General features: G+C 64.4%; 21 protein-coding genes. 2 read left to right on the top strand and 19 right to left on the bottom strand.

The annotated features are described in order from the left end of the window. Nucleotides 1-16 precede the first annotated feature (16 nt). The 11 genes from rseP to J2R78_RS35300 form a co-directional block, all read right to left on the bottom strand. Nucleotides 17-1,168, bottom strand: coding sequence for an RIP metalloprotease RseP (rseP, locus tag J2R78_RS35350; RefSeq protein ID WP_253608476.1), 1,152 nt, complete (start codon nt 1,166-1,168; stop codon nt 17-19). A gap of 44 nt (nt 1,169-1,212) precedes the next feature. Then, nucleotides 1,213-2,439 (bottom strand): 1-deoxy-D-xylulose-5-phosphate reductoisomerase, encoded by a 1,227-nt coding sequence (dxr, locus tag J2R78_RS35345; protein ID WP_253608475.1) that lies wholly within the window; start codon nt 2,437-2,439, stop codon nt 1,213-1,215. Between the two features lie 4 nt (nt 2,440-2,443). Beyond that, nucleotides 2,444-3,292, bottom strand: coding sequence for a phosphatidate cytidylyltransferase (locus tag J2R78_RS35340; protein WP_253608474.1), 849 nt, complete (start codon nt 3,290-3,292; stop codon nt 2,444-2,446). After that, the gene (locus J2R78_RS35335) at nt 3,289-4,047 is read right to left on the bottom strand and encodes an isoprenyl transferase (protein ID WP_253608473.1); all 759 of its coding nucleotides are present in this window, start codon (nt 4,045-4,047) and stop codon (nt 3,289-3,291) included. The genes J2R78_RS35340 and J2R78_RS35335 overlap by 4 nt, the downstream gene beginning before the upstream one ends. Before the next feature lie 21 nt (nt 4,048-4,068). Next, entirely contained in the window at nt 4,069-4,632 is a 564-nt protein-coding gene (gene frr / locus J2R78_RS35330; protein WP_028334007.1) for a ribosome recycling factor, read from the bottom strand. A 74-nt stretch (nt 4,633-4,706) separates the two neighbouring features. Continuing rightward, nucleotides 4,707-5,423, bottom strand: coding sequence for a UMP kinase (gene pyrH / locus J2R78_RS35325; RefSeq protein WP_028334006.1), 717 nt, complete (start codon nt 5,421-5,423; stop codon nt 4,707-4,709). 71 nt (nt 5,424-5,494) lie between these two features. After that, a complete protein-coding gene (gene tsf, locus J2R78_RS35320) occupies nt 5,495-6,418 on the bottom strand; it encodes a translation elongation factor Ts (RefSeq protein WP_057016494.1) in 924 nt (307 codons plus the stop codon). 127 nt (nt 6,419-6,545) lie between these two features. Then, entirely contained in the window at nt 6,546-7,538 is a 993-nt protein-coding gene (locus J2R78_RS35315) for a 30S ribosomal protein S2 (protein ID WP_057016493.1), read from the bottom strand. A gap of 217 nt (nt 7,539-7,755) precedes the next feature. Then, nucleotides 7,756-11,280, bottom strand: coding sequence for a DNA polymerase III subunit alpha (gene dnaE / locus J2R78_RS35310; protein ID WP_253608472.1), 3,525 nt, complete (start codon nt 11,278-11,280; stop codon nt 7,756-7,758). A 476-nt stretch (nt 11,281-11,756) separates the two neighbouring features. After that, nucleotides 11,757-11,969: a GDCCVxC domain-containing (seleno)protein gene (locus tag J2R78_RS35305; RefSeq protein ID WP_375167083.1), complete on the bottom strand. Its 213-nt coding sequence runs from the start codon at nt 11,967-11,969 to the stop codon at nt 11,757-11,759. A gap of 185 nt (nt 11,970-12,154) precedes the next feature. After that, entirely contained in the window at nt 12,155-12,889 is a 735-nt protein-coding gene (locus tag J2R78_RS35300) for an outer membrane protein (protein WP_028333998.1), read from the bottom strand. 237 nt (nt 12,890-13,126) lie between these two features. Here J2R78_RS35300 and J2R78_RS35295 point away from each other — a divergent pair, with 237 nt between their 5' ends. Together J2R78_RS35295 and J2R78_RS35290 are read left to right on the top strand one after the other, a co-directional pair. Beyond that, on the top strand, nt 13,127-13,477 hold the full coding sequence (locus tag J2R78_RS35295) for a DUF3551 domain-containing protein (protein WP_253608471.1): 351 nt from the start codon (nt 13,127-13,129) through the stop codon (nt 13,475-13,477). A gap of 115 nt (nt 13,478-13,592) precedes the next feature. After that, a complete protein-coding gene (locus J2R78_RS35290) occupies nt 13,593-13,865 on the top strand; it encodes a DUF3551 domain-containing protein (protein WP_057016489.1) in 273 nt (90 codons plus the stop codon). Nucleotides 13,866-13,976: 111 nt separating this feature from the next. Here the strand turns inward: J2R78_RS35290 and J2R78_RS35285 are convergent, their stop codons facing one another. From J2R78_RS35285 to J2R78_RS35250, 8 genes are all read right to left on the bottom strand, one after another. After that, complete coding sequence (locus J2R78_RS35285; protein ID WP_253608470.1) at nt 13,977-14,675, bottom strand: ABC transporter ATP-binding protein; 699 nt, start codon at nt 14,673-14,675, stop codon at nt 13,977-13,979. Between the two features lie 9 nt (nt 14,676-14,684). Then, on the bottom strand, nt 14,685-15,965 hold the full coding sequence (locus J2R78_RS35280) for a lipoprotein-releasing ABC transporter permease subunit (RefSeq protein WP_028339647.1): 1,281 nt from the start codon (nt 15,963-15,965) through the stop codon (nt 14,685-14,687). A gap of 72 nt (nt 15,966-16,037) precedes the next feature. Beyond that, on the bottom strand, nt 16,038-17,357 hold the full coding sequence (gene proS / locus J2R78_RS35275) for a proline--tRNA ligase (RefSeq protein ID WP_225159004.1): 1,320 nt from the start codon (nt 17,355-17,357) through the stop codon (nt 16,038-16,040). 164 nt (nt 17,358-17,521) lie between these two features. Next, nucleotides 17,522-19,084, bottom strand: coding sequence for a copper resistance CopC/CopD family protein (locus J2R78_RS35270; RefSeq protein ID WP_253608469.1), 1,563 nt, complete (start codon nt 19,082-19,084; stop codon nt 17,522-17,524). A 3-nt stretch (nt 19,085-19,087) separates the two neighbouring features. Further along, the gene (locus J2R78_RS35265) at nt 19,088-19,615 is read right to left on the bottom strand and encodes a YcnI family protein (protein WP_253608468.1); all 528 of its coding nucleotides are present in this window, start codon (nt 19,613-19,615) and stop codon (nt 19,088-19,090) included. A 7-nt stretch (nt 19,616-19,622) separates the two neighbouring features. After that, entirely contained in the window at nt 19,623-20,129 is a 507-nt protein-coding gene (locus tag J2R78_RS35260) for a copper chaperone PCu(A)C (protein WP_253608467.1), read from the bottom strand. 35 nt (nt 20,130-20,164) lie between these two features. After that, the gene (locus J2R78_RS35255; RefSeq protein WP_225647468.1) at nt 20,165-20,662 is read right to left on the bottom strand and encodes a TlpA disulfide reductase family protein; all 498 of its coding nucleotides are present in this window, start codon (nt 20,660-20,662) and stop codon (nt 20,165-20,167) included. Next, nucleotides 20,659-21,885: a sialidase family protein gene (locus tag J2R78_RS35250; protein WP_253608466.1), complete on the bottom strand. Its 1,227-nt coding sequence runs from the start codon at nt 21,883-21,885 to the stop codon at nt 20,659-20,661. The genes J2R78_RS35255 and J2R78_RS35250 overlap by 4 nt, the downstream gene beginning before the upstream one ends. Nucleotides 21,886-21,895 lie beyond the last annotated feature (10 nt).

Here is a 21,895-nt window from a genome sequence, read left to right as displayed (position 1 = left end):
CACAAAAAAGCCTGTTTCAGGACCCGGCGATCCTGAGGATGTCGTTATACGTCGCAAACACCATCAACATCAGGACCAGACCCAGCCCGATTCGGAAACCCACCTCCTGAGTCCGCTCCGACAGCGGGCGTCCCCGCAGCGCCTCCGCGCTGTAGAAAAGCAGGTGTCCGCCATCCAAAAGCGGGATCGGAAACAGGTTCAGCAGGCCGATCGAGACCGACAGGATGGCGCAAAGATTGATCACGAACTGGAACCCGGCGCTCGCGGCCTGCCCCGACAGCTTCGCGATTCCAATGACGCCGCTCACCTCGGCCGGATTGCCGGTTCCAACGAACAGCGAGCCCAGGAACTTGAACGTGCTGGAAATGATGTACCAAACCTGCTCGACGCCGATCTTGAGGGCCTCCAGCACGCCGACCGAGGCGCTGGTCGCTTCGCCGACCTGAGCCTTGTGCTCAATTCCGAGCACGCCGATTCGGTGGGCATTGCCGAAGGGGTCCTTGACCTCCCGGAGCGCCGGCGTCGCCTTGAGCGCGACAATCGCACCATCGCGCTTCACCTTGAATCCAAGCTCTGAACCAGCATTCGAAGCTACAATCCGCTGCATGTCGGCGAAGCTCTGGATCGCGCTGCCGTCGATATCCACGACGACATCGCCGACCTTGAAGCCGGCGTTCGCGGCGACGCTTTCGGCCACCAGGCCGTCGACCCGGGCAATCGTGCTCGGCTTGCCGTAGTAGAGCGCCATGCCCGCGAAAATCAGGGCGCCGAGAATGAAGTTCGCCACCGGGCCGGCCGCAACGATGGCGGTGCGCTTTCCGACCGATTTGTGATGGAAGCTGCCTTCACGCTCTTCCGCCGTCATGGCGGCGAACGCCTCGGTGGACGGCGTCGAAGCCTCGCTCTCGTCGCCGAAGAATTTGACGTAACCGCCGAGCGGAATCGCCGAGATCTTCCAGCGCGTGCCATGCCGGTCGTTGAAGCCGGCGAGCTCCGGCCCGAAGCCCAGCGAGAACGTCAACACCTTCACGCCGGCCCAGCGCGCGACCAGGAAGTGGCCGAGCTCATGGAAGAAGACGACAATGGTCAGGACAAAGAGGAAGGGAACGATGGTACCGAGAAGCCCATGACTCAACGCATTGATACTATGAATAAAATACTCGGGCATTCGATTTTCCCTCGACAAGAGCCAAAGGCTCCGTCCCCAACCCTCTAGGTTGCCTTTAAGGCAATTTGAGGCAATAGGGCGGCAGCTTTATTTCGCGCGATATGGTCAACGGAAATCGCATCATCCGCCGAGTGCAGTGGTGGCTGATTCCCTGACTTGATCCAATCGTTCATCGTCGCCTCGACCAGCCGGGCGATCGCGCCGAACTTGATCTTGCCGGCGATAAACGCGGCGACCGCGATCTCGTTCGCAGCGTTGTAGACCGTCGTCGCGCCGTGCCCCATCCGCAACGCCTCGTAGGCCAGCCGCAGCCCCGGGAAGCGCTCAAAATCCGGCGCCTCAAAGGTGAGCTGTCCGATCTTGGCGAGGTCGAGCTTGGCGGACGGGCCGACGACGCGGTCGGGCCAGCCGAGGCAATGCGCGATCGGGATCCGCATATCGGGCGTGCCGAGTTGGGCGACCACTGAGCGATCGGAGAACTCGACCATGCCGTGGATGATCGACTGCGGGTGCACCAGCACGTCGATTTCGTCGGGCGTCAAAGCGAACAGATAGGACGCCTCGATCACCTCGAGACCCTTGTTCATCATCGAGGCGGAATCGATCGTGATCTTCTGCCCCATGCTCCAATTGGGATGCTTCAGAGCCTGTTCCAGCGTCGCCTGCTCGATGTCGGCGGGCGCCCAGGTGCGGAACGGCCCGCCGGACGCGGTGATGATCACCCGCGTCAGTTCCTCGCGGTTGCCGGAAGCCAGCGCCTGGAATAGCGCATTGTGCTCGGAGTCCGCCGGCAGGATGCAGGCGCCGGCCTTCCTGGCCCGCTCCATGAAGATATCGCCGGCGCAGACCAAACATTCCTTGTTGGCCAGCGCGACGGTGGCGCCACGATCGACCGCGGCAAGCGCGGGCTTCAGCCCGGCCGCGCCGCTGACCGCCGCCATCACCCAATCGGCCGGCCGCGCGGCCGCTTCGATAATCGCGCTCTCCCCGGCCCCGCATTCGGTCCGGGTTCCGGCCAGCGCGTCCTTCAGTTCCGAAAGCTTCGCCGGATCGGCAATGGCTGCGAACCGCGCGCCGAATTCCTTGGCCAGTTTGGCGAGGCCCTCGACATTGCTGTTCGCGGTCAGCGCCTCGACCCGGTAGCGGTCGCGCGCGCCACGCAGCAGGTCCATAGTGCTGTCGCCGATCGAGCCGGTGGCACCGAGGACGGTTACGGTGCGCGCGGCGGATGCCGCCGCGGCCTTGTTGTTACGCAACGGAACTGCGCTCATCTCATCACCAAACCATAAGACCGCGCCCGACGCCATCGGCGCCACCACGGAGAAAGCCGAAAATCGCCGCCACAATGACGGCCGCGACAAATCCGTCCAGGCGGTCCAGGAGGCCGCCGTGACCGGGAATGATGTGACTCGAATCCTTCACGCCGAACCGCCGCTTCACCGCGGATTCGAAGAGATCGCCAAGTTGCGAGACCACCGACAACACGGCGCCGAGCATCAAGAGCGGACCGGTCGAGCCGATCTCAAGGGCGGCAAAGCCGGCAGCGACCAGCAGGCTCGCCACGAAGCCGCCAACCGCGCCCGCCCATGTCTTCTTCGGGCTGACCCGCACCCAGAGCTTCGGCCCGCCGATGCTGCGGCCCGCGAAATAGCCGCCGATATCGGTGACCCACACGATCAGCAACACGAACATCAGCGCGGCAAAGCCCTTCGCCGTGTCGAGGCGCAGCAGGACCGATGCGACCTCGGCCCCTGCCGCATAGAGTAATCCCGCAATGGCCCAGTTGCGCAGCGCGCCGGACGTCAGCGCCACAACAACCGCACCGACGGCGAGCACGATCAGGGCCGCATCGATACGGCGGGCCATCAGGCATAGTCCGGCGAGCAGCAACGCGACCACGCCGGGCACCACGACACGGAGTCCGCGTCCGAGTCCGGTGACACCAAGCCATTCCGCGAACAATCCGGCCGCCGCCAATGTCACGAGGAGCGACCAGGCGACGCCGCCCATATAGGCCAGTGCAATCGCAACCGGCGCCAGCACCAGCGCAGCGGCCACGCGCATCACGAGATTGCGCGAACCCTGCTCGCTTGCGGCCGCCGGCGCGGCTTCGTCCTCGGTCACGATCCGGTTTTCGCAGCGAGCCCGCCGAACCGGCGCTCGCGCTTGCCGTATTCCGCAATCGCGCCTTCGAGCGCCGCCTTGTCGAAATCCGGCCAGTGAATCGGCACGAACACGAGTTCGCTATAGGCGGCCTGCCACATCAGGAAGTTGGACAGACGCTGCTCGCCACTGGTGCGGATAATCAGATCCGGATCCGGAATGTCGGGCGCATCGAGATATTGCCCGAGCGTGTCGGCATCGATGGAGTTGGCGTCGCGCCTGCCTTCGGCAACCTCGCGCGCGAGGCGCCTCGCCGCGGCGGCGATCTCCGCCCGCGAACCATAGTTGAAGGCGACCACAAGGTTGAGCTTGACGTTGTTCTTCGTCAGCTCCTCTGCCTCGTTGAGCAGCGCGCAGATGTCGGCGTCAAGCCCGTCACGCTCGCCGATCACGCGCACCCGCACCCCGTCACGATGCAGCGTCGCCAGATCGTTGCGGATGAAGCGGCGCAACAGGCCGAACAGATCGCCAATCTCGCTCGCGGGCCGCGACCAGTTTTCCGAGCTGAAAGAAAAAATGGTGAGATAGACGATGCCGAGTTCATGGGCCGCGCGCACCACGCGGCGCAGCGCTTCGACGCCGCGGCGATGGCCCTCGACGCGCGGCAGGCCGCGCGAAGCGGCCCAGCGCCCGTTGCCGTCCATGATGATGGCCACATGCAACGGACTGCCGGAGCGATCCGGTCCGTCAGTTGCTGGGGCGGCGGCGTTCGACATCGGCTCGTTCCCGTAGCGCCTTCAGACCGTCAGGATTTCCTTTTCCTTGGCGGCAAGCAGCTGATCGACTTCGGCGATCACGCCGTCGGTCGCCTTCTGGACCTCGTTCGACAGGCGCTCCTGATCGTCCTCGGAGATCTCGTGATTCTTCTCGAGCTTCTTGATCACGTCGAGGCCGTCGCGGCGCACGTGGCGTACCGCGACCTTGGCCGCTTCCGCATATTTGTGCGCGACCTTGACGAGCTCCTTGCGGCGCTCCTCGTTGAGTTCGGGAATCCGCAAGCGCAGCACCTGCCCTTCGGTCGCCGGCGACAGGCCGAGGTTGGAGTCGACGATTGCCTTCTCCACGGCCTTGACCATCGTCTTGTCCCAGACCTGCACCGAGAGCAGGCGCGGCTCGGGCACGCTGATGGTGGCAACCTGGTTGAGCGGCATATGCGAGCCGTAAGCCTCGACCTGGACCGGCTCCAACATAGAGGCCGCGGCACGGCCGGTGCGCAGGCCGCCGAGCTCGTGCTTGAGCGATTGCGTGGCGCCCTGCATGCGGCGCTTCACGTCGTTGATGTCAAAACCAGCTGCGGCCATGACGTTTCTCCCTTTCACAAGAAACCGGCTGTCGACGCCCTCGGGTCCAAAATCTGGACCCGGAGGCGCGGCAATCAGCCGGCGACGACGGTGCCGTGTCCGGTACCGCGCAGAATCGCACCGATCGAACCGGGCTCCGCGATAGAGAACACGATGATAGGCAGCGACGTCTCGCGGGCAAGTGCGAAAGCGGTCGCGTCCATGACCTTGTAGCCGCCCTCGATCGCCTGCGAATGGGTTAGGCGGTCGAAGCGCTTGGCTTTGGGGTCCTTCTTCGGATCGGCGCTGTAGACGCCGTCGACATTGGTGGCCTTCAGCACCGCCTGCGCACCGATTTCGGCCGCGCGGAGCACGGCGGTGGTGTCGGTCGTGAAGAACGGGTTGCCGGTTCCACCGCCGAGCAGGACGATGCGTCCCTCGGCGAGATATTTGTGCGTTGCACTACGGGTGAACAGCTCGGAAATCTCCGGCATCACGAATGCCGACAAGGTCCGCGCCGGGGTTCCCTTGCGCTCGATCGCCGCCTCCAGCGCGAGGCAGTTCATCATGGTGGCAAGCATGCCCATGGTGTCGCCGGTCGGCCGGGAGACGCCGCGCGAGGACACCTCGACGCCACGGACGATGTTGCCGCCGCCGATCACAACGGCGACCTCGATACCGAGCTTGCGGGCCGCGATCAGGTCGTCGGCGATGCGATCGACCGTCGGTTGATCGATACCGAACCCGTGAGAGCCGGCCAGATATTCGCCGGACAGCTTGATCACCACGCGACGATAGATCGGCTCAGCCATGATGCGATCGCTTTCTTATCCCGCGCAGGCAGGCCTCCGGCGCAGAGCGCCGGACGCCCTGGTGTCAGCGGTTACTTCTTGCCGCTGGCGGCCGCGACTTCGGCGGCGAAGTCACTTTCCTGCTTCTCGATTCCCTCACCGAGAGCATAGTTCACAAAGCCAGCGATTTTGATTGGCCCGCCGACCTTACCCTCAGCTTCCTTCACCGCCTGGGCAACCGACTTGCCGCTATCGTGGATGAAGGCCTGATCGAGCAGGCAGACCTCCTTGTAGTAGGTCTTCAGGCCGGAATCGACGATCTTCTCGATGACGTTCTCCGGCTTGCCCTGCTGGCGGTACTTGTCGGCCAGCACGTCCTTCTCGCGCTTGACGGTCTCCGGATCGAGCCCGGCCGGGTCGAGCGCCAGCGGCTTCGCCGCCGCGACGTGCATGGCGAGCTGGCGGCCGAGCACCGCGAGCTCGTCGGTCTTGCCGGCGGACTCCAGCGCCACGATCACGCCGATCTTGCCGGCGCCCTCGACGACCGCGTTATGGACATAGCTCGACACCACGCCCTTGCTCACCTCGAGCGAGGCGGCGCGGCGCAGCGTCATGTTCTCGCCGATGGTCGCGATCGCGTCGGAGATCGCGGTCTCGACGGTGACGTCGCCGACCTTGGCCGCCTTGATCTTCTCGACGTCAGCGCCGTTGTGCAGCGCGACCTGGGCGATCATCTTGACCAGGCCCTGGAACTGCTCATTGCGCGCAACGAAGTCGGTCTCCGAGTTGACCTCGACCAGCACGCCCTTGGTGCCGGAAGTCAGCGCGCCGATCAGGCCCTCGGCCGCGACGCGGCCGGCCTTCTTGGCGGCCTTGGAGAGGCCCTTCTTGCGCAGCCAATCCTGCGCTTCCTGCATGTCGCCGTTGTTCTCGGTCAGCGCCGCCTTGCAATCCATCATGCCCGCGCCAGTCGACTCGCGGAGCTCCTTGACCATCGCTGCTGTGATCGTTGCCATCGTTCAATGTCCTTCTTGCCTGTACAGAAACCGCGGCGCCCGATGGCGCCGCTATCTGCGACAGGGAGATCGTTGTTCGTGGAATAGAAGCGGCGGCCGGGCGAGACCCGGCCACGCCGCGTAGCCTTTATTCCGCTTCGGCGAGCGTCTTGGCCTGGGCGACCCAGGCGTCGGCACGGCTCGGCAGACCGACTTCTTCGCCGATCTTGTGCGCGGTGTCGTGGTCGAGCTCGGCGAGCTGCCAGTAGTGGAAGATGCCGAGGTCGTTGAGCTTCTTCTCGATCGCACCGGACACGCCGGTGAGCTTCTTGAGGTTGTCGGCGGTGCCGCGCGGGCCGGCGAGGCCCTGGAAGCCGGACGGCGCAGCCGCCGGAAGGTCTTCCTGCACGGGCGTCGCCGACGCGCCGATGTCGATTCCGGAATCGCCCTGAGCGCGCGAGATGCCGTCGATGGCGGCGCGCGCCACGAGATCGCAATACAGCGAGATCGCGCGGCCGGCGTCGTCATTGCCCGGCACCACATAGGTGATGCCCTTCGGGTCCGAATTGGTGTCGACGATCGCCGCGACCGGGATGTTGAGCCGCTGGGCTTCCTGGATCGCGATGTCTTCCTTGTTGGTGTCGATCACGAAGATCATGTCGGGAAGACCGCCCATGTCCTTGATGCCGCCGAGCGAACGGTCGAGCTTGTCGCGCTCGCGCTGCAGCGTCAGCCGCTCCTTCTTGGTGTAGGAGTTGGCTTCGCCCGACGACAGCACGTCGTCGAGATGACGCAGGCGCTTGATCGAGGCCGAGATCGTCTTCCAGTTGGTCAGCGTGCCGCCGAGCCAGCGCGAGTTGACGAAGTACTGCGCCGAACGCTTGGCAGCGTCGGCAACGCCGTCCTGGGCCGAGCGCTTGGTGCCGACGAACAGGATGCGGCCGCCCTTGGCGACGGTATCGCTGACCGCCTGCAGGGCACGGTGCAGCATCGGCACGGTCTGCGCGAGGTCGATGATGTGGATGTTGTTGCGGGCGCCGAAGATGTAATCCTGCATCTTCGGATTCCAGCGGTGGGCCTGGTGGCCAAAGTGAACGCCAGCTTCAAGCAACTGACGCATAGAAAAATCGGGTAGCGACATAGTGATAATTCTCCGGTTGGTTCCTCCGGAAACGTGTGAGCAGACGCGCCTTATGGCCCGGCTGCCACCGGACGGCCTTTTGAGCCATGTTTCCGTGTGAGATGGCGCGCTGTATAGCGCGATTTGCGCCAGAAGCAAGGAAATACGGCCGGTTGCACCGGCCGGACGGCCCAAAATCGTGCCGAAACGGCCCTGTTTGGCGGCCCGGAGGCCCCCTTTACAGCGTCTGCACGTCGACCACGCCCGCCACCGCCTTGATCGCGCCGGCTATCTGCGGCGAGACCTTGTAGCGGCCGGGCAACTTCATCTCCACCTCGGTCTCGAGGTCCAGCATCATCACCAGCGAGACGTCGCCATCGGCCCCCGCCGCCGGTGGCGGCGCGGCGGCCGGCTTCACGGCCGGTGCCTTTGCGGCGCCGCCCGGGGCGGGCGCGGCTTCCGGCATGTTGAGCCGGCGGGCGATCGACTCCAGCGGCTTGGTGTCGCGCACGAATATCCGCAGGCCCTTCTGCGTCTTGGCCGCGGCGTGATCCAGCGGCTCGGCGTGCAGCACCCTCGCCCGCACGTCCTCGCCCTGCAATTCGGCGCCGAGCTGCAACAGCACGGCCGCGCCCGGCTCGAGCACGTCGCGGTATTGCGCAAGGCCCTCCGAGAACAGCACCGCTTCGAAATGGCCGGTCGGGTCCGACAGGCCCATGATGCCCATCTTGTTGCCGGTCTTGGTGCGCCGCTCCATGCGCGACACCACGGTTGCCGCGACCTTGCCCGCCGTGGCGCCGGTCTTCACCGCGCGCGAGAATTCCGCCCAGGACTGCACGCGCAGCCGCTTCAGCGCGGTCGCGTAGTCGTCGAGCGGATGGCCCGACAGGAAGAAGCCGATGGCGTCGTATTCGCGCCGCAGCCGGTCCGCGGGCAGCCACGGCTCGATCTGCGGCAGCATAATGCTCGGCGCATCCGCCGCGCCGCCGAACATGTCGTTCTGACCCGAGGTCGCCGCCTCATGGCTGCGCTGGCAGGCGGCGAGGATCGCATCGGCGCCGGCGAAGACGCGCGCGCGGTTCGGCTCCAGCGTGTCGAAGGCGCCGGCCGCCGCAAGGCTCTCGATGATCCGCTTGTTGACGGCGCGCGGGCTCACCCGCGCGGCGAAATCGGCGAGCGAGGTGAAGGCGCCCTTCTTGTTGCGCTCCTCGATGATCTGCTCGACCGCCTGGATGCCGACGCCCTTCAGCGCCGCGAGCGCGTAGTAGATCGTGTTGTCGCTGACCTCAAAGGTCGCGCCGGAGCGATTGATGTTGGGCGCCTCGACCTTGATGCCGAGCCGCTGCGCCTCGGAACGGAATTCGGACAGCTTGTCGGTGTTGTTGAGTTCGAGCGTCATCGACGCCGCGAGGAACTCGACCGGGTAATGCGCCTTCATATAGGCGGTGTGGTACGACACCAGCGCATAGGCCGCCGCGTGGCTCTTGTTGAAGCCGTAGTCGGCGAACTTGGCGAGCAGCTCGAAGATCGTCTCGGCCTGGCCCTTCGCCACGCCGTTCTTCATCGCACCGTCGACGAAGATGTCGCGCTGCTTGTCCATCTCGGCGCGGATCTTCTTGCCCATCGCGCGGCGCAGCAGGTCGGCCTGGCCGAGCGAGTAGCCAGCCATCTGCTGCGCGATCTGCATCACCTGTTCCTGATAGATGATGACGCCGAAGGTCTCCTTCAGAATCGGCTCCAGGATCGGATGCAGATATTCCGATTCCTCGTCGCCGTGCTTGCGCGCGCAATAGGTCGGGATGTTCGCCATCGGGCCCGGGCGATACAGCGCCACCAGCGCGATGATGTCCTCGAAGCGGTCCGGCCGCATGTCGATCAGCGCGCGCCGCATGCCCTGGCTTTCCACCTGGAACACGCCGACGACATCGCCCCGCGCCAGCATCTGATAGCTTGGCGCATCGTCGATCGGGAGCGTCGCGAGATCGACATGAACGTTGCGCTGCTTGAGCAGCTTCACCGCGACGTCGAGCACGGTCAGCGTCTTCAGGCCGAGGAAGTCGAATTTCACGAGGCCCGCCGGCTCGACCCATTTCATGTTGAACTGGGTGACTGGCATGTCGGATTTCGGATCGCGGTAGAGCGGCACCAGCTCGCTCAGCGGCCGGTCGCCGATCACGATACCGGCGGCGTGGGTCGAAGCGTGGCGCGTCAGGCCTTCGAGGCGCTGCGCGATATCGAACGCACGCGCGACCACCGGATCCTCGTCGCGGAACGCCTGCAGCTTCGGCTCGCCCTCGATCGCCTGCGCCAGCGTCACGGGTGCAGCGGGATTCTGCGGCACCAGCTTGGTCAGCTTGTCGACCTGCCCATAGGGCATCTGCAGCACGCGCCCGACGTCGCGCAGCACGCCGCGCGCCTGCAGCGTACCGAAGGTGATGATCTGCGCCACCTGGTCGCGGCCGTAGCGCTCCTGCACGTACTGGATCACCTCGCCGCGGCGGTCCTGGCAGAAGTCGATGTCGAAGTCCGGCATCGAGACGCGTTCGGGATTGAGGAAGCGCTCGAACAGCAGCGCAAACCGCATCGGATCGAGGTCGGTGATGGTAAGCACCCAGGCGACCAGCGAGCCCGCGCCGGAGCCGCGGCCCGGTCCGACCGGAATGCCCTGCGCCTTCGCCCATTTGATGAAGTCGGAGACGATCAGGAAGTAGCCCGCGTATTTCATGCGGGTGATGACGTCGAGCTCGAAGGCAAGCCGCTTGCTGTAGTCCTCTTCGGTCATTCCCGGCGAGAGACCGTGTACCCGCAGGCGATTCGCGAGCCCCTCCTCGGCCTGGCGCTTCAACTCGGCGGCCTCGTCGGCGGCGGCATCGGCGCTGGCGGCGGCACCCACCGTGAAGAACGGCAGGATCGGCTTGCGGGTCTTCGGCCGGAACGAGCAGCGCTCGGCGATCTCCACCGTCGAGGCCAGCGCCTCCGGGATGTCGGCGAACAGCACCGCCATTTCCGCGCGGGTCTTGAAGCGGTGATCCGGGGTCAGTTGCTCGCGGTTGGTCTCGGCAATCAGATGGCCGCCGGCGATGCAGAGCAGCGCGTCATGCGATTCGTAGTCGTCATTGCTGGCAAAATACGGCTCGTTGGTCGCCACCAGCGGCAGGCCCTTGCTGTAGGCGAGATCGATCAGGCCGCCTTCGGTGCGGCGTTCCTTGTCGGCGCCGTGGCGCTGCAATTCGATGTAGAGGCGATCGCCGAATAGGCCGGCCAGGCGTTCGCAGCGGGTGATCGCCAGCGCCGCCTGCTCGGCCCGGAGCGCCAGCGCGATCGGCCCGTCCGGGCCGCCGGTCAGCGCAATCAGGTCTTCGGCGTCGTCGGTGAGCCAATCGAACTTGATGTGCGGGGTCTGGTTGACCGGCGTCTCCAGGAACGCCCGCGAGTTCAGCCGCATCAGGCTGCGGTAGCCGCGCTCGCGCGCCGCCAGCAGCACGATTCGCGCCGGGCCCGTCGTCGCAAGGATGCTGCGCGTATTCGGATCGACGTCGCCGAAATCCACCGCCAGCTCGCAGCCGACGATCGGCTGGATGCCGTAGCCGGCCATCTTGTCGGAGAATTCCAGCGCGCCGAACATGTTGTCGGTATCGGTCAGCGCCAGCGCCGGCTGGCGGTCGGCCTTCGCGAGTTCGCCCAGCTTGGCGATCTTGATCGAGCCCTTCAGCAGCGAATAAGCGGAATGAACGTGAAGGTGAACGAATCCGGCATTCGGCATGGCTGCTTACGGAATCTCTTGAGTCAGGGATGGAGCGAGCGCCAGGGCCGGAACTCGAAAGTGTCAGACCCGACTCGCAATCCCATCGTGGGGCCTGACCCCTGCCAAGTCCACGCCGAACGCGGCGTGGCGGCAAGTCCTCCTGCTTTTCCCCAGGGGCAGACCATGCCGCCGGCGATGCCCCTGTCCCCGCGGGCGCATTTTCAGAATTGGGTGATCAGCTGGGCCCACACCGCGATCATCCCGACGAACAGCGTGATCGATGCCAGCGCTGCAGCTTCCTGTACGAAAATCTTCAACATGGCCGCTCTCCCTGAACTGGAACGTATGCAGAACATTGTTCCTTTTTTGTTCTAGGAGTCAAGCAACGCCGGCGACCCGGTTCGAGAAGTGACCTCCGTGGTTAATTCCCGGCCGGCCGACGTCTCGGCGCCATCAATGATCCGATGACGAGCGTGTCTTGAGGCTCCGGGGAGCTAGCTACCACAACAGCCCCCCGCCTGCTTGGGCGGGCACGGGACCGTTCCGTATGAGCAAAACACGCAGCAATCTCCTGCTTTCGGTTTCAGGCGAGTGCCGCAGCCCATGCAATCGTAGAAGAACTGGCAGGCGTCGGTCGGCATCGTCTCGATGGAGACATGGCCGCAGGATGGGCACGTCAGTTGGGAGGTCAGCTGCAGGTCCGTCATGCCGGGAATATGCGGCGATGACCGTTCGGTCGGAAGGCCTCGTCCAATCAAATCCGACCCGAATCCCGAAGCGGACGGGCAAAGCCCGTCCCCTGCTCCTGGCCGACGGGCCGGCGCCGCCAGGCCAACAAAAAACCCCGGGCCGAAGCCCGGGGTTTTCGATGCCGCTTGAATTAAGCGAGCGATCAGTACTTCGCGATGACCGGGCCACCGAACTTGTAGTTCAGACGGCCGAGGACCATGTCGGTGTCGCCACCGGTGTGGAAGCCGGTCACGGCAACACCAGCCGGGGTCACGAAGGTCGCGCCATGGGTATCTTCGAAGATGTGGTTGTACTCGACGCCGAGCGACCAGCCCTGCGAGAAGGCGAATTCGAGGCCAACGCCCACCGTCGGGCTCCAACGGGTGTCGAAGCCGGTCTCGGACGCCAGATTGCCGGCCGCGTTGAGGAACTGGAAGTTGCGATCGGTGACCGCAGCACCGCCCTTGGCGTACAACAGGACGTTGTTCCAGGCGTAGCCGATCTGACCGGTGAACAGGCCGAACGCATCGGTCTTCGAGCGAACGATGCCGCCCGGGACGACCAGGTTGCCGGTGCTGCCGGAGAAGTCAGCCCAGTTGCCCTGAGCTTCCAGACCGAACACCCAGCCGCCGGCCTGCCAGCGATAGCCGATCTGGCCACCGACGGTGCCGCCGTTGGCGTCGAAGCTTCCGACGCCGCCGAAGCCGTCGACCGAACGGTTGTCGTGGCTCTGGCCCCAACCACCGTTGATACCAATGTAGAAGCCAGTCCAATCATAAACAGCGGCAACCATGGGCGGCGGAGCCTTGGTGTAAGGGCGAGCCGCGAGGTCAGCCGCGGAAGCAGCAGTCGCGCTGAGCGCGAGCATGCTGGCGGTGACAAGCAAAATCTTTTTCATTTTCCCGTTCCAACTTTTTCTACAGGCCCCCAAGGCCGCGAGACACCGTCATAGCAGCCCCCGGCGGAATTGCTGTAACTTCGCGGCAACAGGCAGGGCCAAACGACTTCCCTCAAATTTGAAGTTAATACTGTATTACGGGCACTTCCTGGAACTTTTGCCACATAGTTGCCGCACAATCTTCACAATTCGGATCTGCGTGCGCAGCTGCGCGCAAGATCGTTGACCGGAACCGGCTTGTCCGATTTGGATCGTCGCCAAGGTCGAATCTTCGCAGCAAAAGGAATGCACATGCGGACGAATGATTCTTGCTGCTGCGGCGTCTGTGGTCGCATTTGCGACGCTGGGGACTGCGCCGCACACGCCGTCGGCGTGCGTTACCCGTTCTGCATTCAAGGCGACCGCTATCCCGGCCTGAGCAACTGCTCCTATCCGTCGTATGAGGCGTGCCTGGCCACCGCTTCGGGCATCGGGCAGAACTGCATCGCCAACCCCTATTATGCCGGCGACAACGACCCGCGCTCGTATCTTCACGTGTCCCCGCGGGACCGCCGTGAGGGCAATTTCTTCGACCTGTTCATCCACTGATACGCTCGGTCCGGCAACCCCGGCGCGGGAATGTGAGTTGATCCGGCGCTGCGCACAGGTGCCTATTCGCGCGCGCTCGGCATCAGCATTGCCGGCGCCGACGAGGAGATTTCTGATGCGCAGTCTGATTCTGGCACTCTTGCCGACACTCCTGGCCTTGGCAGCCGCGCCGGCCAGCGCCCAGAAATACGATTCGACCTCGCCGGTCTGCAAAACCAACTACCGATGGGGCGGTGAGGATACCGACTGCGGCTACACGTCGATCGCGCAGTGCCAGGCTTCGGCGTCCGGCCTCGCGGCGATCTGCATCAACAACCCCTATTATGCCGGGCCGCCGATCGACAGGCAGCCGAGAGCATCCGGCAGACGGCCTCGCCCCGCTTATTGAGAGCCAGAAGCATTTCGTTCCGACCGAAGCGACACGGAAAAAGGCTCCGGATTCTCTCGTCTTAGCGCGGCTTCTTCACGCGCACCGCTAGCCAGTTCACGCGACGGCGCACTATTCGAGCTCGACAACCTGTCCGTTCGACAGCGACACCCGGCGATCCATTCGCGCGGCGAGATCCAGATTGTGAGTCGCGATCAGCATCGCGACCCGGGTCGCCTTCACGAGTTGCATCAGCGCGTTGAAGACGTGGTCGGCCGTGCCGGGATCGAGATTGCCGGTCGGCTCGTCCGCGAACAGTACCCGGGGCGCGTTGGCAACCGCGCGCGCGATCGCGACACGCTGCTGCTCGCCGCCCGAGAGCTCGGTTGGGCGATGGGTGATGCGATCGCCGAGCCCCAGATAGGAGAGAATCTCGGTCGACCGTTTCACGGTTTCGGAGCGTTTGAGGCCGCGAATCATCTGCGGCAGCATGACGTTCTCGAGCGCCGAGAACTCCGGCAGCAGCCGGTGCGATTGATAGACGAAGCCGATATCGGAACGGCGAATCTGGGTGCGGTCGACGTCGGACATCTGCGAGGTCGGCGTGCCCGCGACATAGACTTCGCCGTCATCGGGGGTCTCCAGCAGGCCCGCGATGTGCAGCAATGTCGACTTGCCGGATCCCGACGGCGCCACCAGCGCCACCGATTGACCGGGCCACAGCGCGAGATTGGCGCCGTTCAGGACGGTCAGCGTCGCTTCGCCCTGCCGGTATTCCCGCTTGATGTCATGAAGATAGACGACCGGTGTGTCTTCCGCCCCCTCCGCCATGTGCGCTCCTTATTCGTACCGGAGCGCGTCGACCGGATCGAGGCGCGCGGCGCGCCACGACGGGTAGAGCGTCGCAAGGAAGGACAGCGTCAGCGCCATGATCACGACGGCGAGCGTCTCGCCAAAATCGATTTCAGCAGGCAGCTTCGACAGGAAATACAGCGTGGGATCGAACAGTTCCGTGTTGGTGAGCCACGACAGGAATTGCCTGATGGTTTCGATGTTGAAACAGATCAGCAAGCCGACCAGCAGACCGACCAGCGTGCCGACGACGCCGATCGACGCGCCGGTGATCAGGAATATCCGCATGATCGAACCCTGCGAGGCGCCCATGGTACGCAGGATCGCGATGTCCTGGCCCTTGTCCTTCACCAGCATGATCAATCCCGAGACGATGTTGAGCGCCGCGACCAGCACGATCATGGTCAGGATCAGGAACATCACGTTGCGTTCGACCTGAAGCGCGTTGAAGAAGGTCGAATTGCGCTGCCGCCAGTCGACCAGGAACACCGGCCGGCCGGCCGCCTCGGTCACCAGCTTGCGATAGGTTTCGATCTTGTCCGGATTGGTGGTGAACACCTCGATCGAGGACACGTCGTTGTTGCGGTTGAAATAGGCCTGCGCCTCGGTCAGCGGCATGAACACGAAGGTCGAATCATATTCCGACATGCCGATCTCGAACACCGCAGTGATCTTGTAGGGCTTGATGCGCGGCGTGGTGCCCATCGGCGTCACCGCGCCCTTCGGCGAGACCAGCGTGATCATGTCGCCGGCATGCAGCGAAAGCTGGTCGGCGAGGCGGCGACCGATCGCGACGCCCTGCCCCTCATCAAAGCCCTCGAGCGAGCCTTGTTTGATGTTCTTGGCGATCGAGGTGAGGTTGTTGAGATCGTCGGCGCGGATGCCGCGGATGAAGACGCCGGCGGCGTTGAACGGCGATGAGCCGAGCCCCTGCCCGTCGACCACCGGCGCGGCGAGGCGGATGCCCTGCACCTGGCTGATGCGGTCGGCGACATCCTTCCAGTCGGTCAGCGGCGATTCCAGCGGCTGCACCAGAATATGTCCGTTGAGGCCGAGGATCTTGTCCAGCAACTCCTTGCGGAAGCCGTTCATGACCGCCATCACCACGATCAGCGTGGCGACGCCGAGCATGATGCCGAGGAACGAAAAGCCGGCGATGACCGAAATGAAGCCTTCCTTGCGGCGCGCGCGCAGATAGCGTCCGGACAGCAGCCATTCGAATGGCGCAAAGGGCGGGGTACGGACTGGCTCGCTCATGGTCTCATCCATCTGCCGATAATCCCATGATTCGGGCCAAATGTGGCCGGATTACCCCGCCGATCAGCGCGGCGTGAATAAACTTTAACCCGCGAGCTTCGCGACCACGTCGGCGGGGCTCATGTTGTCTCGTGAGCCGTCGCTGCGACGCTTCACTTCGACCTTGCCGTCCGCAAGCCCCTTGGGTCCGACCAGAATCTGCCACGGGATGCCGATCAGATCGGCCGCGGCGAACTTGGCGCCGGCACGCTGGTCGGTGTCGTCGTAGAGCACGTCGACGCCCTTCGCCGAGAGCTCGCGATAAAGCTGCTCGCAGGCGCCATCGACCGCGGCATCGCCCTGCTTGAGATTGAGGATCGCGGCGCGGAACGGCGCGACGGCCTCGGGCCATTTGATGCCGGCGTCATCATGACACGCTTCGATGATCGCACCGACCAGACGCGACACGCCGACGCCGTAGGAGCCGCCATGGATCGGCACGTCGACGCCGTCGGGACCGGCCACCATCGCCTTCATGGTCTCGGAATATTTGGTGCCGAAATAGAAGATCTGGCCGACCTCGATGCCGCGCGTGTTCAGCCGCTTTGCCTCAGGCACTTCCTGTTCGAAGCGCGCAGCCTCGTGGACGTCCTCGGTCGCGGCGTAGACCGAAGTCCACTGCTTGATGATCGGCGTTAGATCACTGTCATAATCGACGTCCGCGCCCGGCACCGGCAGGTCCAGCACATCGCGGTTGATGTAGACGCCGGACTCGCCGGTCTCTGCGAGCACGATGAATTCGTGGCTGAGGTCGCCGCCGATCGGGCCGGTCTCGGCCCGCATCGGGATCGCCTTGAGGCCCATCCGCGCAAAGGTGCGCAAATAGGCAACGAACATCTTGTTGTAGGAGCGCCGCGCGCCGGCCTCGTCGAGGTCGAACGAATAGGCGTCCTTCATCAGGAACTCGCGGCCGCGCATCACGCCGAAGCGCGGACGCTGCTCGTCGCGGAATTTCCACTGGATGTGGTAGAGGTTGAGCGGCAGGTTCTTGTAGGACTTGATGTAGGAGCGGAAAATCTCCGTGATCATTTCCTCGTTGGTCGGCCCGTACAACAGCTCGCGCTTGTGACGATCGAGGATGCGCAGCATCTCCGGGCCGTAGGCGTCGTAGCGGCCGCTTTCGCGCCAGAGATCGGCGAGCTGCAGCGTCGGCATCAAGAGCTCGAGCGCGCCGGCGCGGTCCTGTTCCTCGCGAACGATCTGCTCGATCTTCTTCAGCACCCGGAAGCCGAGCGGCAGCCAGGCATAAATGCCGGCAGCCTCCTGCCGCATCATGCCCGCGCGCAGCATCAGCCGATGCGAGACGATCTCCGCCTCTTTCGGGTTTTCTTTCAGGATGGGCAGGAAAAACCGCGACAATCGCATGGCGTTACTCGGGAATCAGGAAAGCGTGGGAAGAGCTGCAGTGAAACCGGATCGGCTGTGAAAACACAAGGCCGCCAAATAAGAAAAACCCTTCAAATCAGGCGATTTTCGGCCATTTGAACGAATTGCGTGCCATCGAAGTGCCGAGCGCGCCGACCGCGGCTTTACCTGACCTCGAAATCGTCTTCCAGTGTCACTTTCTTGAAATCGGTCACCAGGGCGTCGATCTGCATGTGCCAGCGGCCCGGCACCGGCAGCGGCACCTTGCGCACGTGCCAATAGCCATCGGCACCGCGCGCCGCGGCGCGTTCCATCGGTTCGATGCCGCGCTCGGGCAGGCTCAGCGTCAGCGTCGCTTCCTTGGCCGCGAACGGACTGGCATCGCCGTTCATCAGCTGCAGCACGAAGTTGTTCGGCCCGACCTTGCCCGGCGCGATTAGCACCTGGAACATCGCGGCATCAGTGTGAATGTGGACCGCGAGCGGAACATCGGCCGACATCGCCAGCACGCGCGGCGGCGGCGTGAAGCGCCAGAGTGCGACGAGGCCCAGAATGGCGATCATCAGCACGAATTCGAGCCCGATCGAGCGCTGCAGCGGCCGTGTCCGATGAAACTCGCGCGCGATGGCCGGCGTGAACACCAACCGGTTCAGCGCAGCGAGCCCGAGCAGCAGCACCACCAGCACCAGTTTCGCGACCAGGATGTTGCCGTACCCGGTGTCGATCAGCGCGTGAAAGCTTTCGAGCTGGACGATGGCGAGCGCCAGGCCCGACAAGGCGATCAATGCGACGACCGGCACCGCGAGCGTCGAAAAATGCCGCAGCACCCGCAGCAGCGAATCCTTGCGCTGCCAGGCAAGCACTGCCAGCGGCGCCAGCGCGCCCATCCAGAACGCCAGGCCAATGCCGTGGATGAACAGCGCGGTCCGCGTCAGCCATTGCGGCGAGGCGGTGGCGGCATGGCCGCTGACCGCAAACGACAGCCCGACACAGATCATTGCGATTGCAGTGCGGGTAAAGGCTGCACCGAACGACGGGCTGCGCCAGGCAATCGCCGCGATCAGCATCGCGGCCATCGCGAGCAGCAGCGCTGGGAACAGGCTGGTGCCGGCGGCGCTGGCCCACGCCGCCCACGTCACGATGCCCGAGAGCGGCAGGTTCAAGAGGTCGACGCCCTGCAGTCCAAGCGACGCGATCGCGCCGACAAGGCCGATCTTCAGCGACCACATGATCAACCGTTCGCCGGCCGGGCCCTGCCCGATCCAGGCGGCAAAGAACACGCCGCCGACGCCGACAAACAAGCCCAGATAGAGCCCGAGCCGCGCGAGCCAGATCAGTGCATGGAGCACGCCGTCGCTTGACGGCGCCGCCGAGCCGGTGACGACGCCGATCGAGAACAGCAACGAGCCGGCGACCGGATGGCCATCCTGCGACACCACGCGATAGCTGACCACCTGCGTGCCCTGCGGCAGGCCCGCCGGCAGCGTCACCACCACCGACTGGTCGACGGCGCGGATCGCGACGTCGCGCGGCTTGCCCGCAGCGTCGAGTAGGCTGACCGCCGTCGGCGCCACCGCTTCGTTGAAGCGGAGCACCACCGTCCTGGGTGCTTCAGCCATCACACTGCCGTCGGCCGGTTCTGCGCCGATCAGGACGGCATGCGCATGGGCCGAGGTCGCAAGACACAGCGCCACGAGCAGCGTTGCGAGGTTTGCGACCAGCCGCATCGCTTACGACTTCGGCAGCAGCTTGACGCCGGGAGCCGGTGTCTTGCTGCCATGGTCGTGCCGGCCGCCCTGCCCGTCGGCTGGGGTATCGATCCAGCGGCTGACGCCCTGCTCGCACTCCTGCACGACCGGAAAGTACAACGTGGTGTTGGGCTTCAAGGTATCGGTGACAAACGTCTGCATCACGAACTCGTCGTAGTTCTGATCCGCAAGCTTGCCACCGCTCCAGGCGACTTCCTTGACGCCCTCGGAAAGCTTGGCGCCGTGATAGTCGTATTGCGCGGCGTATTTGCCGGTGACCGTATCGAGAGTCCAACCCGCCTTCGGCATTGGCTTAACTCCGATCACACCCTCCGGAATCTGCACCCGGATCTTGATTGTCGCCGAGCCCGCGCAGCCATGCGGCACGGCGAACACCGCCTTGTAGTACGATCCGACCACCGCCTGCTTTCCTTCGAGCGTGATATGCGCGATCGCCGGCTGCGCTGCGAGCAGCGCCGCCGTGGCAATGAGGAGCGTCTGTGATCGCATGGCTGCCTCACATCTTTTTCATGTCCATGTGACCGGAATGACCGCCGCCCGGCCCCTGCGCGCCGACGGCCTGCACGTCCAGCGAGACCGAGACCTTGCCGGCCTTTTCGAACTCGAGCGTGACCGGCACCTTGTCGCCCTGCTTCAGCGGATTCTTCAGATCGAACATCATCAGGTGATAGCCGCCCGGCGCGAGCTTCACGGTCTTGCCGGGCTCGATGGTGAGGCCCTTGTCGAGCGCACGCATCTTCATCACGCCATTGTCCATCGACATCTCGTGGACTTCGATCTTGCCGGCAACATCGCCGGTGCCTGACACCAGCCGGTCGGGCGTCGTCCCCTTGTTCTCGATCGTCAGGTAGCCGCCGCCGATCTTGGCACCGTTCGGCGTTGCGCGCGTCCAGGCCTGCGTGATCACGAGATCGCCGGCCTTGACGTCCTCCGCGCGCGCGGACGTCGAGACGAGTGCAGCGGTCAGCGCTGCGAGGGCAAGGATGCGGGAGAGCGTCTTCATGGCGACGGATTTCCTTTCAAGTTGAAATTCAAGTGTCATCGGGTTGCTGCCGACTGGGCGCTGGACCATTTGTTCAGATCGGCGATTTCGGCCGACCCTTCGATCGTCGTGATCGTTCCATCCCGGGAAATCAGCATGGTTCGCGGGATATCGCCTTGCCAGGCCGGATCGATCTCAAATCTCAACCGCTCGGCAAAGCCGTCGTCGAAGATCCAGTTTTCGGCCGCGCCGAGGCCGGCGCGATCCAGCATCGATCGCGTCGCTTCCGGAAGGTTGGGAACCAGATCCGCGCTGATCGTGACGATATCGATTCCGGGATGATCCTTCATGAACTGGCCAAGCTCCGGCAGCTCGACCTTGCATGGTCCGCAGGTCACTCCCCAGAAATGCACCAGGGTCGGACGACCGGCATGCGCATGCAGCAGCTTCTGCCAGCTGCCGCGTTCGAACGGCTTTGGCGCGCCCTCTCCCGCCGCCAATGCGGACGGCAGCGTTGCGAGCAGGACCAGCGCCGCGAGCAGATAACGCTTCATGGTTCGCCCTCGATCGCTTGAAAATGGTAGCCGTCGGCCTTCGTCATCCACGACAGATAGGTCTGCCGGCTGTCCGAGACGAGCAGCGGATGGTCGGAACTGTCGGCGGTATCCGCGATCACCCTTGGCTTCGACCATGTCGCTCCATCGTCGTGCGATGTCATGAGATCGATTGTCGTCTTCTGCCCGTCGAATTCCTTCCAGGCCATGACAAGCCCCTGCGGCCCCGCGATAATCTGCGGCCGTGACGGGCTGCGGTTCGGCTGACCGACCGGAAGCGGATCGGAGAAGGTTTTGCCGCCGTCGCTCGAGCGCGCATAGAACAATCCCTTGCGCGCCTTGCCGTTGGTGTACCACGTCACATGGTAGGTTCCTTCGCGCGATATCGTCAGGCTCGGACCGTGATGCGGACAGGCCGCGATCTGCCAGTCGTCGTGGCTCACCCGATCGATCTCGCCGGGCGTAGCCAGGTCGGAGAACGTCACGATCGCATGGTCGCGCACGCCACCCTCAAAGATGTTCCGGAACACGACCACCGGACGGCCCGCGCCATCGAATGCCAGCGCAAGGCGGCAGCACTCGCAGGTGTTGTCGGCGACGAGCCGCGCGTCGGAATAGGTTGCTCCGCCATCTCCGGATGACGCGAAAAACAATCCGGCACCATCATATTTCTGGCCGCGCTGCTGCGCCGGCACGCGGTTACGCTTGTCGAGCCACGCGGCAAACACCGCCCCCGCAGGATCGAAGCCAATCGCCTCGAAACGTTGGCTCTCATTGCTCGCGGTGATCGGCTTCGGCGCTTCGAAGCTGCGCCCGCCATCGGTCGATCGCGTGGTCAGCACCTGACCGTTGAAATTCTGATCGCGGAAGATCGAGAAGGCCACAGCGATGTTGCCCTTGGCATCGATCGCAAGCTTCGGCCGCGCATCCGGTCCCCAATCGAGATTGAGCCGCTCCCGGCTGACCTGCACCGGTGTGGAAAAGCTCTTGCCCTGGTCTTTTGAGCTCGCGACGGAGATCTGACCTCCGGCCATCCACGCCAGCCACAATGTCCCATCCCGCCCAAAGGCGGGCGTGACCTTGGTCGCGCAGCGCAGGGCCGTCTCTTCGCAGGCCGCTTCGGAGGCGTGCTGATGGCTCATCTGTGCGACGGCAAGGCTCGGCAAGGCCGCGAGCATGAGCGATGCAAGCAGCGTCAGGGCGACCGGTTTGCGATAGGTCATCGATGCGCTC

It is taken from the genome of Bradyrhizobium sp. USDA 4538 (assembly GCF_024171045.1).
GTDB lineage: Bacteria > Pseudomonadota > Alphaproteobacteria > Rhizobiales > Xanthobacteraceae > Bradyrhizobium > Bradyrhizobium australafricanum.
This window is presented reverse-complemented; position numbering and strand designations above follow the sequence as displayed.

Coding starts and splice junctions, on each gene's coding strand:
- rseP (WP_253608476.1), bottom strand. CDS start 1,168: ATGCCCGAGTATTTTATTCATAGTATCAATGCGTTGAGTCATGGGCTT.
- dxr (WP_253608475.1), bottom strand. CDS start 2,439: ATGAGCGCAGTTCCGTTGCGTAACAACAAGGCCGCGGCGGCATCCGCC.
- J2R78_RS35335 (WP_253608473.1), bottom strand. CDS start 4,047: ATGTCGAACGCCGCCGCCCCAGCAACTGACGGACCGGATCGCTCCGGC.
- frr (WP_028334007.1), bottom strand. CDS start 4,632: ATGGCCGCAGCTGGTTTTGACATCAACGACGTGAAGCGCCGCATGCAG.
- pyrH (WP_028334006.1), bottom strand. CDS start 5,423: ATGGCTGAGCCGATCTATCGTCGCGTGGTGATCAAGCTGTCCGGCGAA.
- tsf (WP_057016494.1), bottom strand. CDS start 6,418: ATGGCAACGATCACAGCAGCGATGGTCAAGGAGCTCCGCGAGTCGACT.
- J2R78_RS35315 (WP_057016493.1), bottom strand. CDS start 7,538: ATGTCGCTACCCGATTTTTCTATGCGTCAGTTGCTTGAAGCTGGCGTT.
- dnaE (WP_253608472.1), bottom strand. CDS start 11,280: ATGCCGAATGCCGGATTCGTTCACCTTCACGTTCATTCCGCTTATTCG.
- J2R78_RS35305 (WP_375167083.1), bottom strand. CDS start 11,969: ATGACGGACCTGCAGCTGACCTCCCAACTGACGTGCCCATCCTGCGGC.
- J2R78_RS35300 (WP_028333998.1), bottom strand. CDS start 12,889: ATGAAAAAGATTTTGCTTGTCACCGCCAGCATGCTCGCGCTCAGCGCG.
- J2R78_RS35290 (WP_057016489.1), top strand. CDS start 13,593: ATGCGCAGTCTGATTCTGGCACTCTTGCCGACACTCCTGGCCTTGGCA.
- J2R78_RS35285 (WP_253608470.1), bottom strand. CDS start 14,675: ATGGCGGAGGGGGCGGAAGACACACCGGTCGTCTATCTTCATGACATC.
- J2R78_RS35280 (WP_028339647.1), bottom strand. CDS start 15,965: ATGGATGAGACCATGAGCGAGCCAGTCCGTACCCCGCCCTTTGCGCCA.
- proS (WP_225159004.1), bottom strand. CDS start 17,357: ATGCGATTGTCGCGGTTTTTCCTGCCCATCCTGAAAGAAAACCCGAAA.
- J2R78_RS35270 (WP_253608469.1), bottom strand. CDS start 19,084: ATGCGGCTGGTCGCAAACCTCGCAACGCTGCTCGTGGCGCTGTGTCTT.
- J2R78_RS35265 (WP_253608468.1), bottom strand. CDS start 19,615: ATGCGATCACAGACGCTCCTCATTGCCACGGCGGCGCTGCTCGCAGCG.
- J2R78_RS35260 (WP_253608467.1), bottom strand. CDS start 20,129: ATGAAGACGCTCTCCCGCATCCTTGCCCTCGCAGCGCTGACCGCTGCA.
- J2R78_RS35255 (WP_225647468.1), bottom strand. CDS start 20,662: ATGAAGCGTTATCTGCTCGCGGCGCTGGTCCTGCTCGCAACGCTGCCG.
- J2R78_RS35250 (WP_253608466.1), bottom strand. CDS start 21,885: ATGACCTATCGCAAACCGGTCGCCCTGACGCTGCTTGCATCGCTCATG.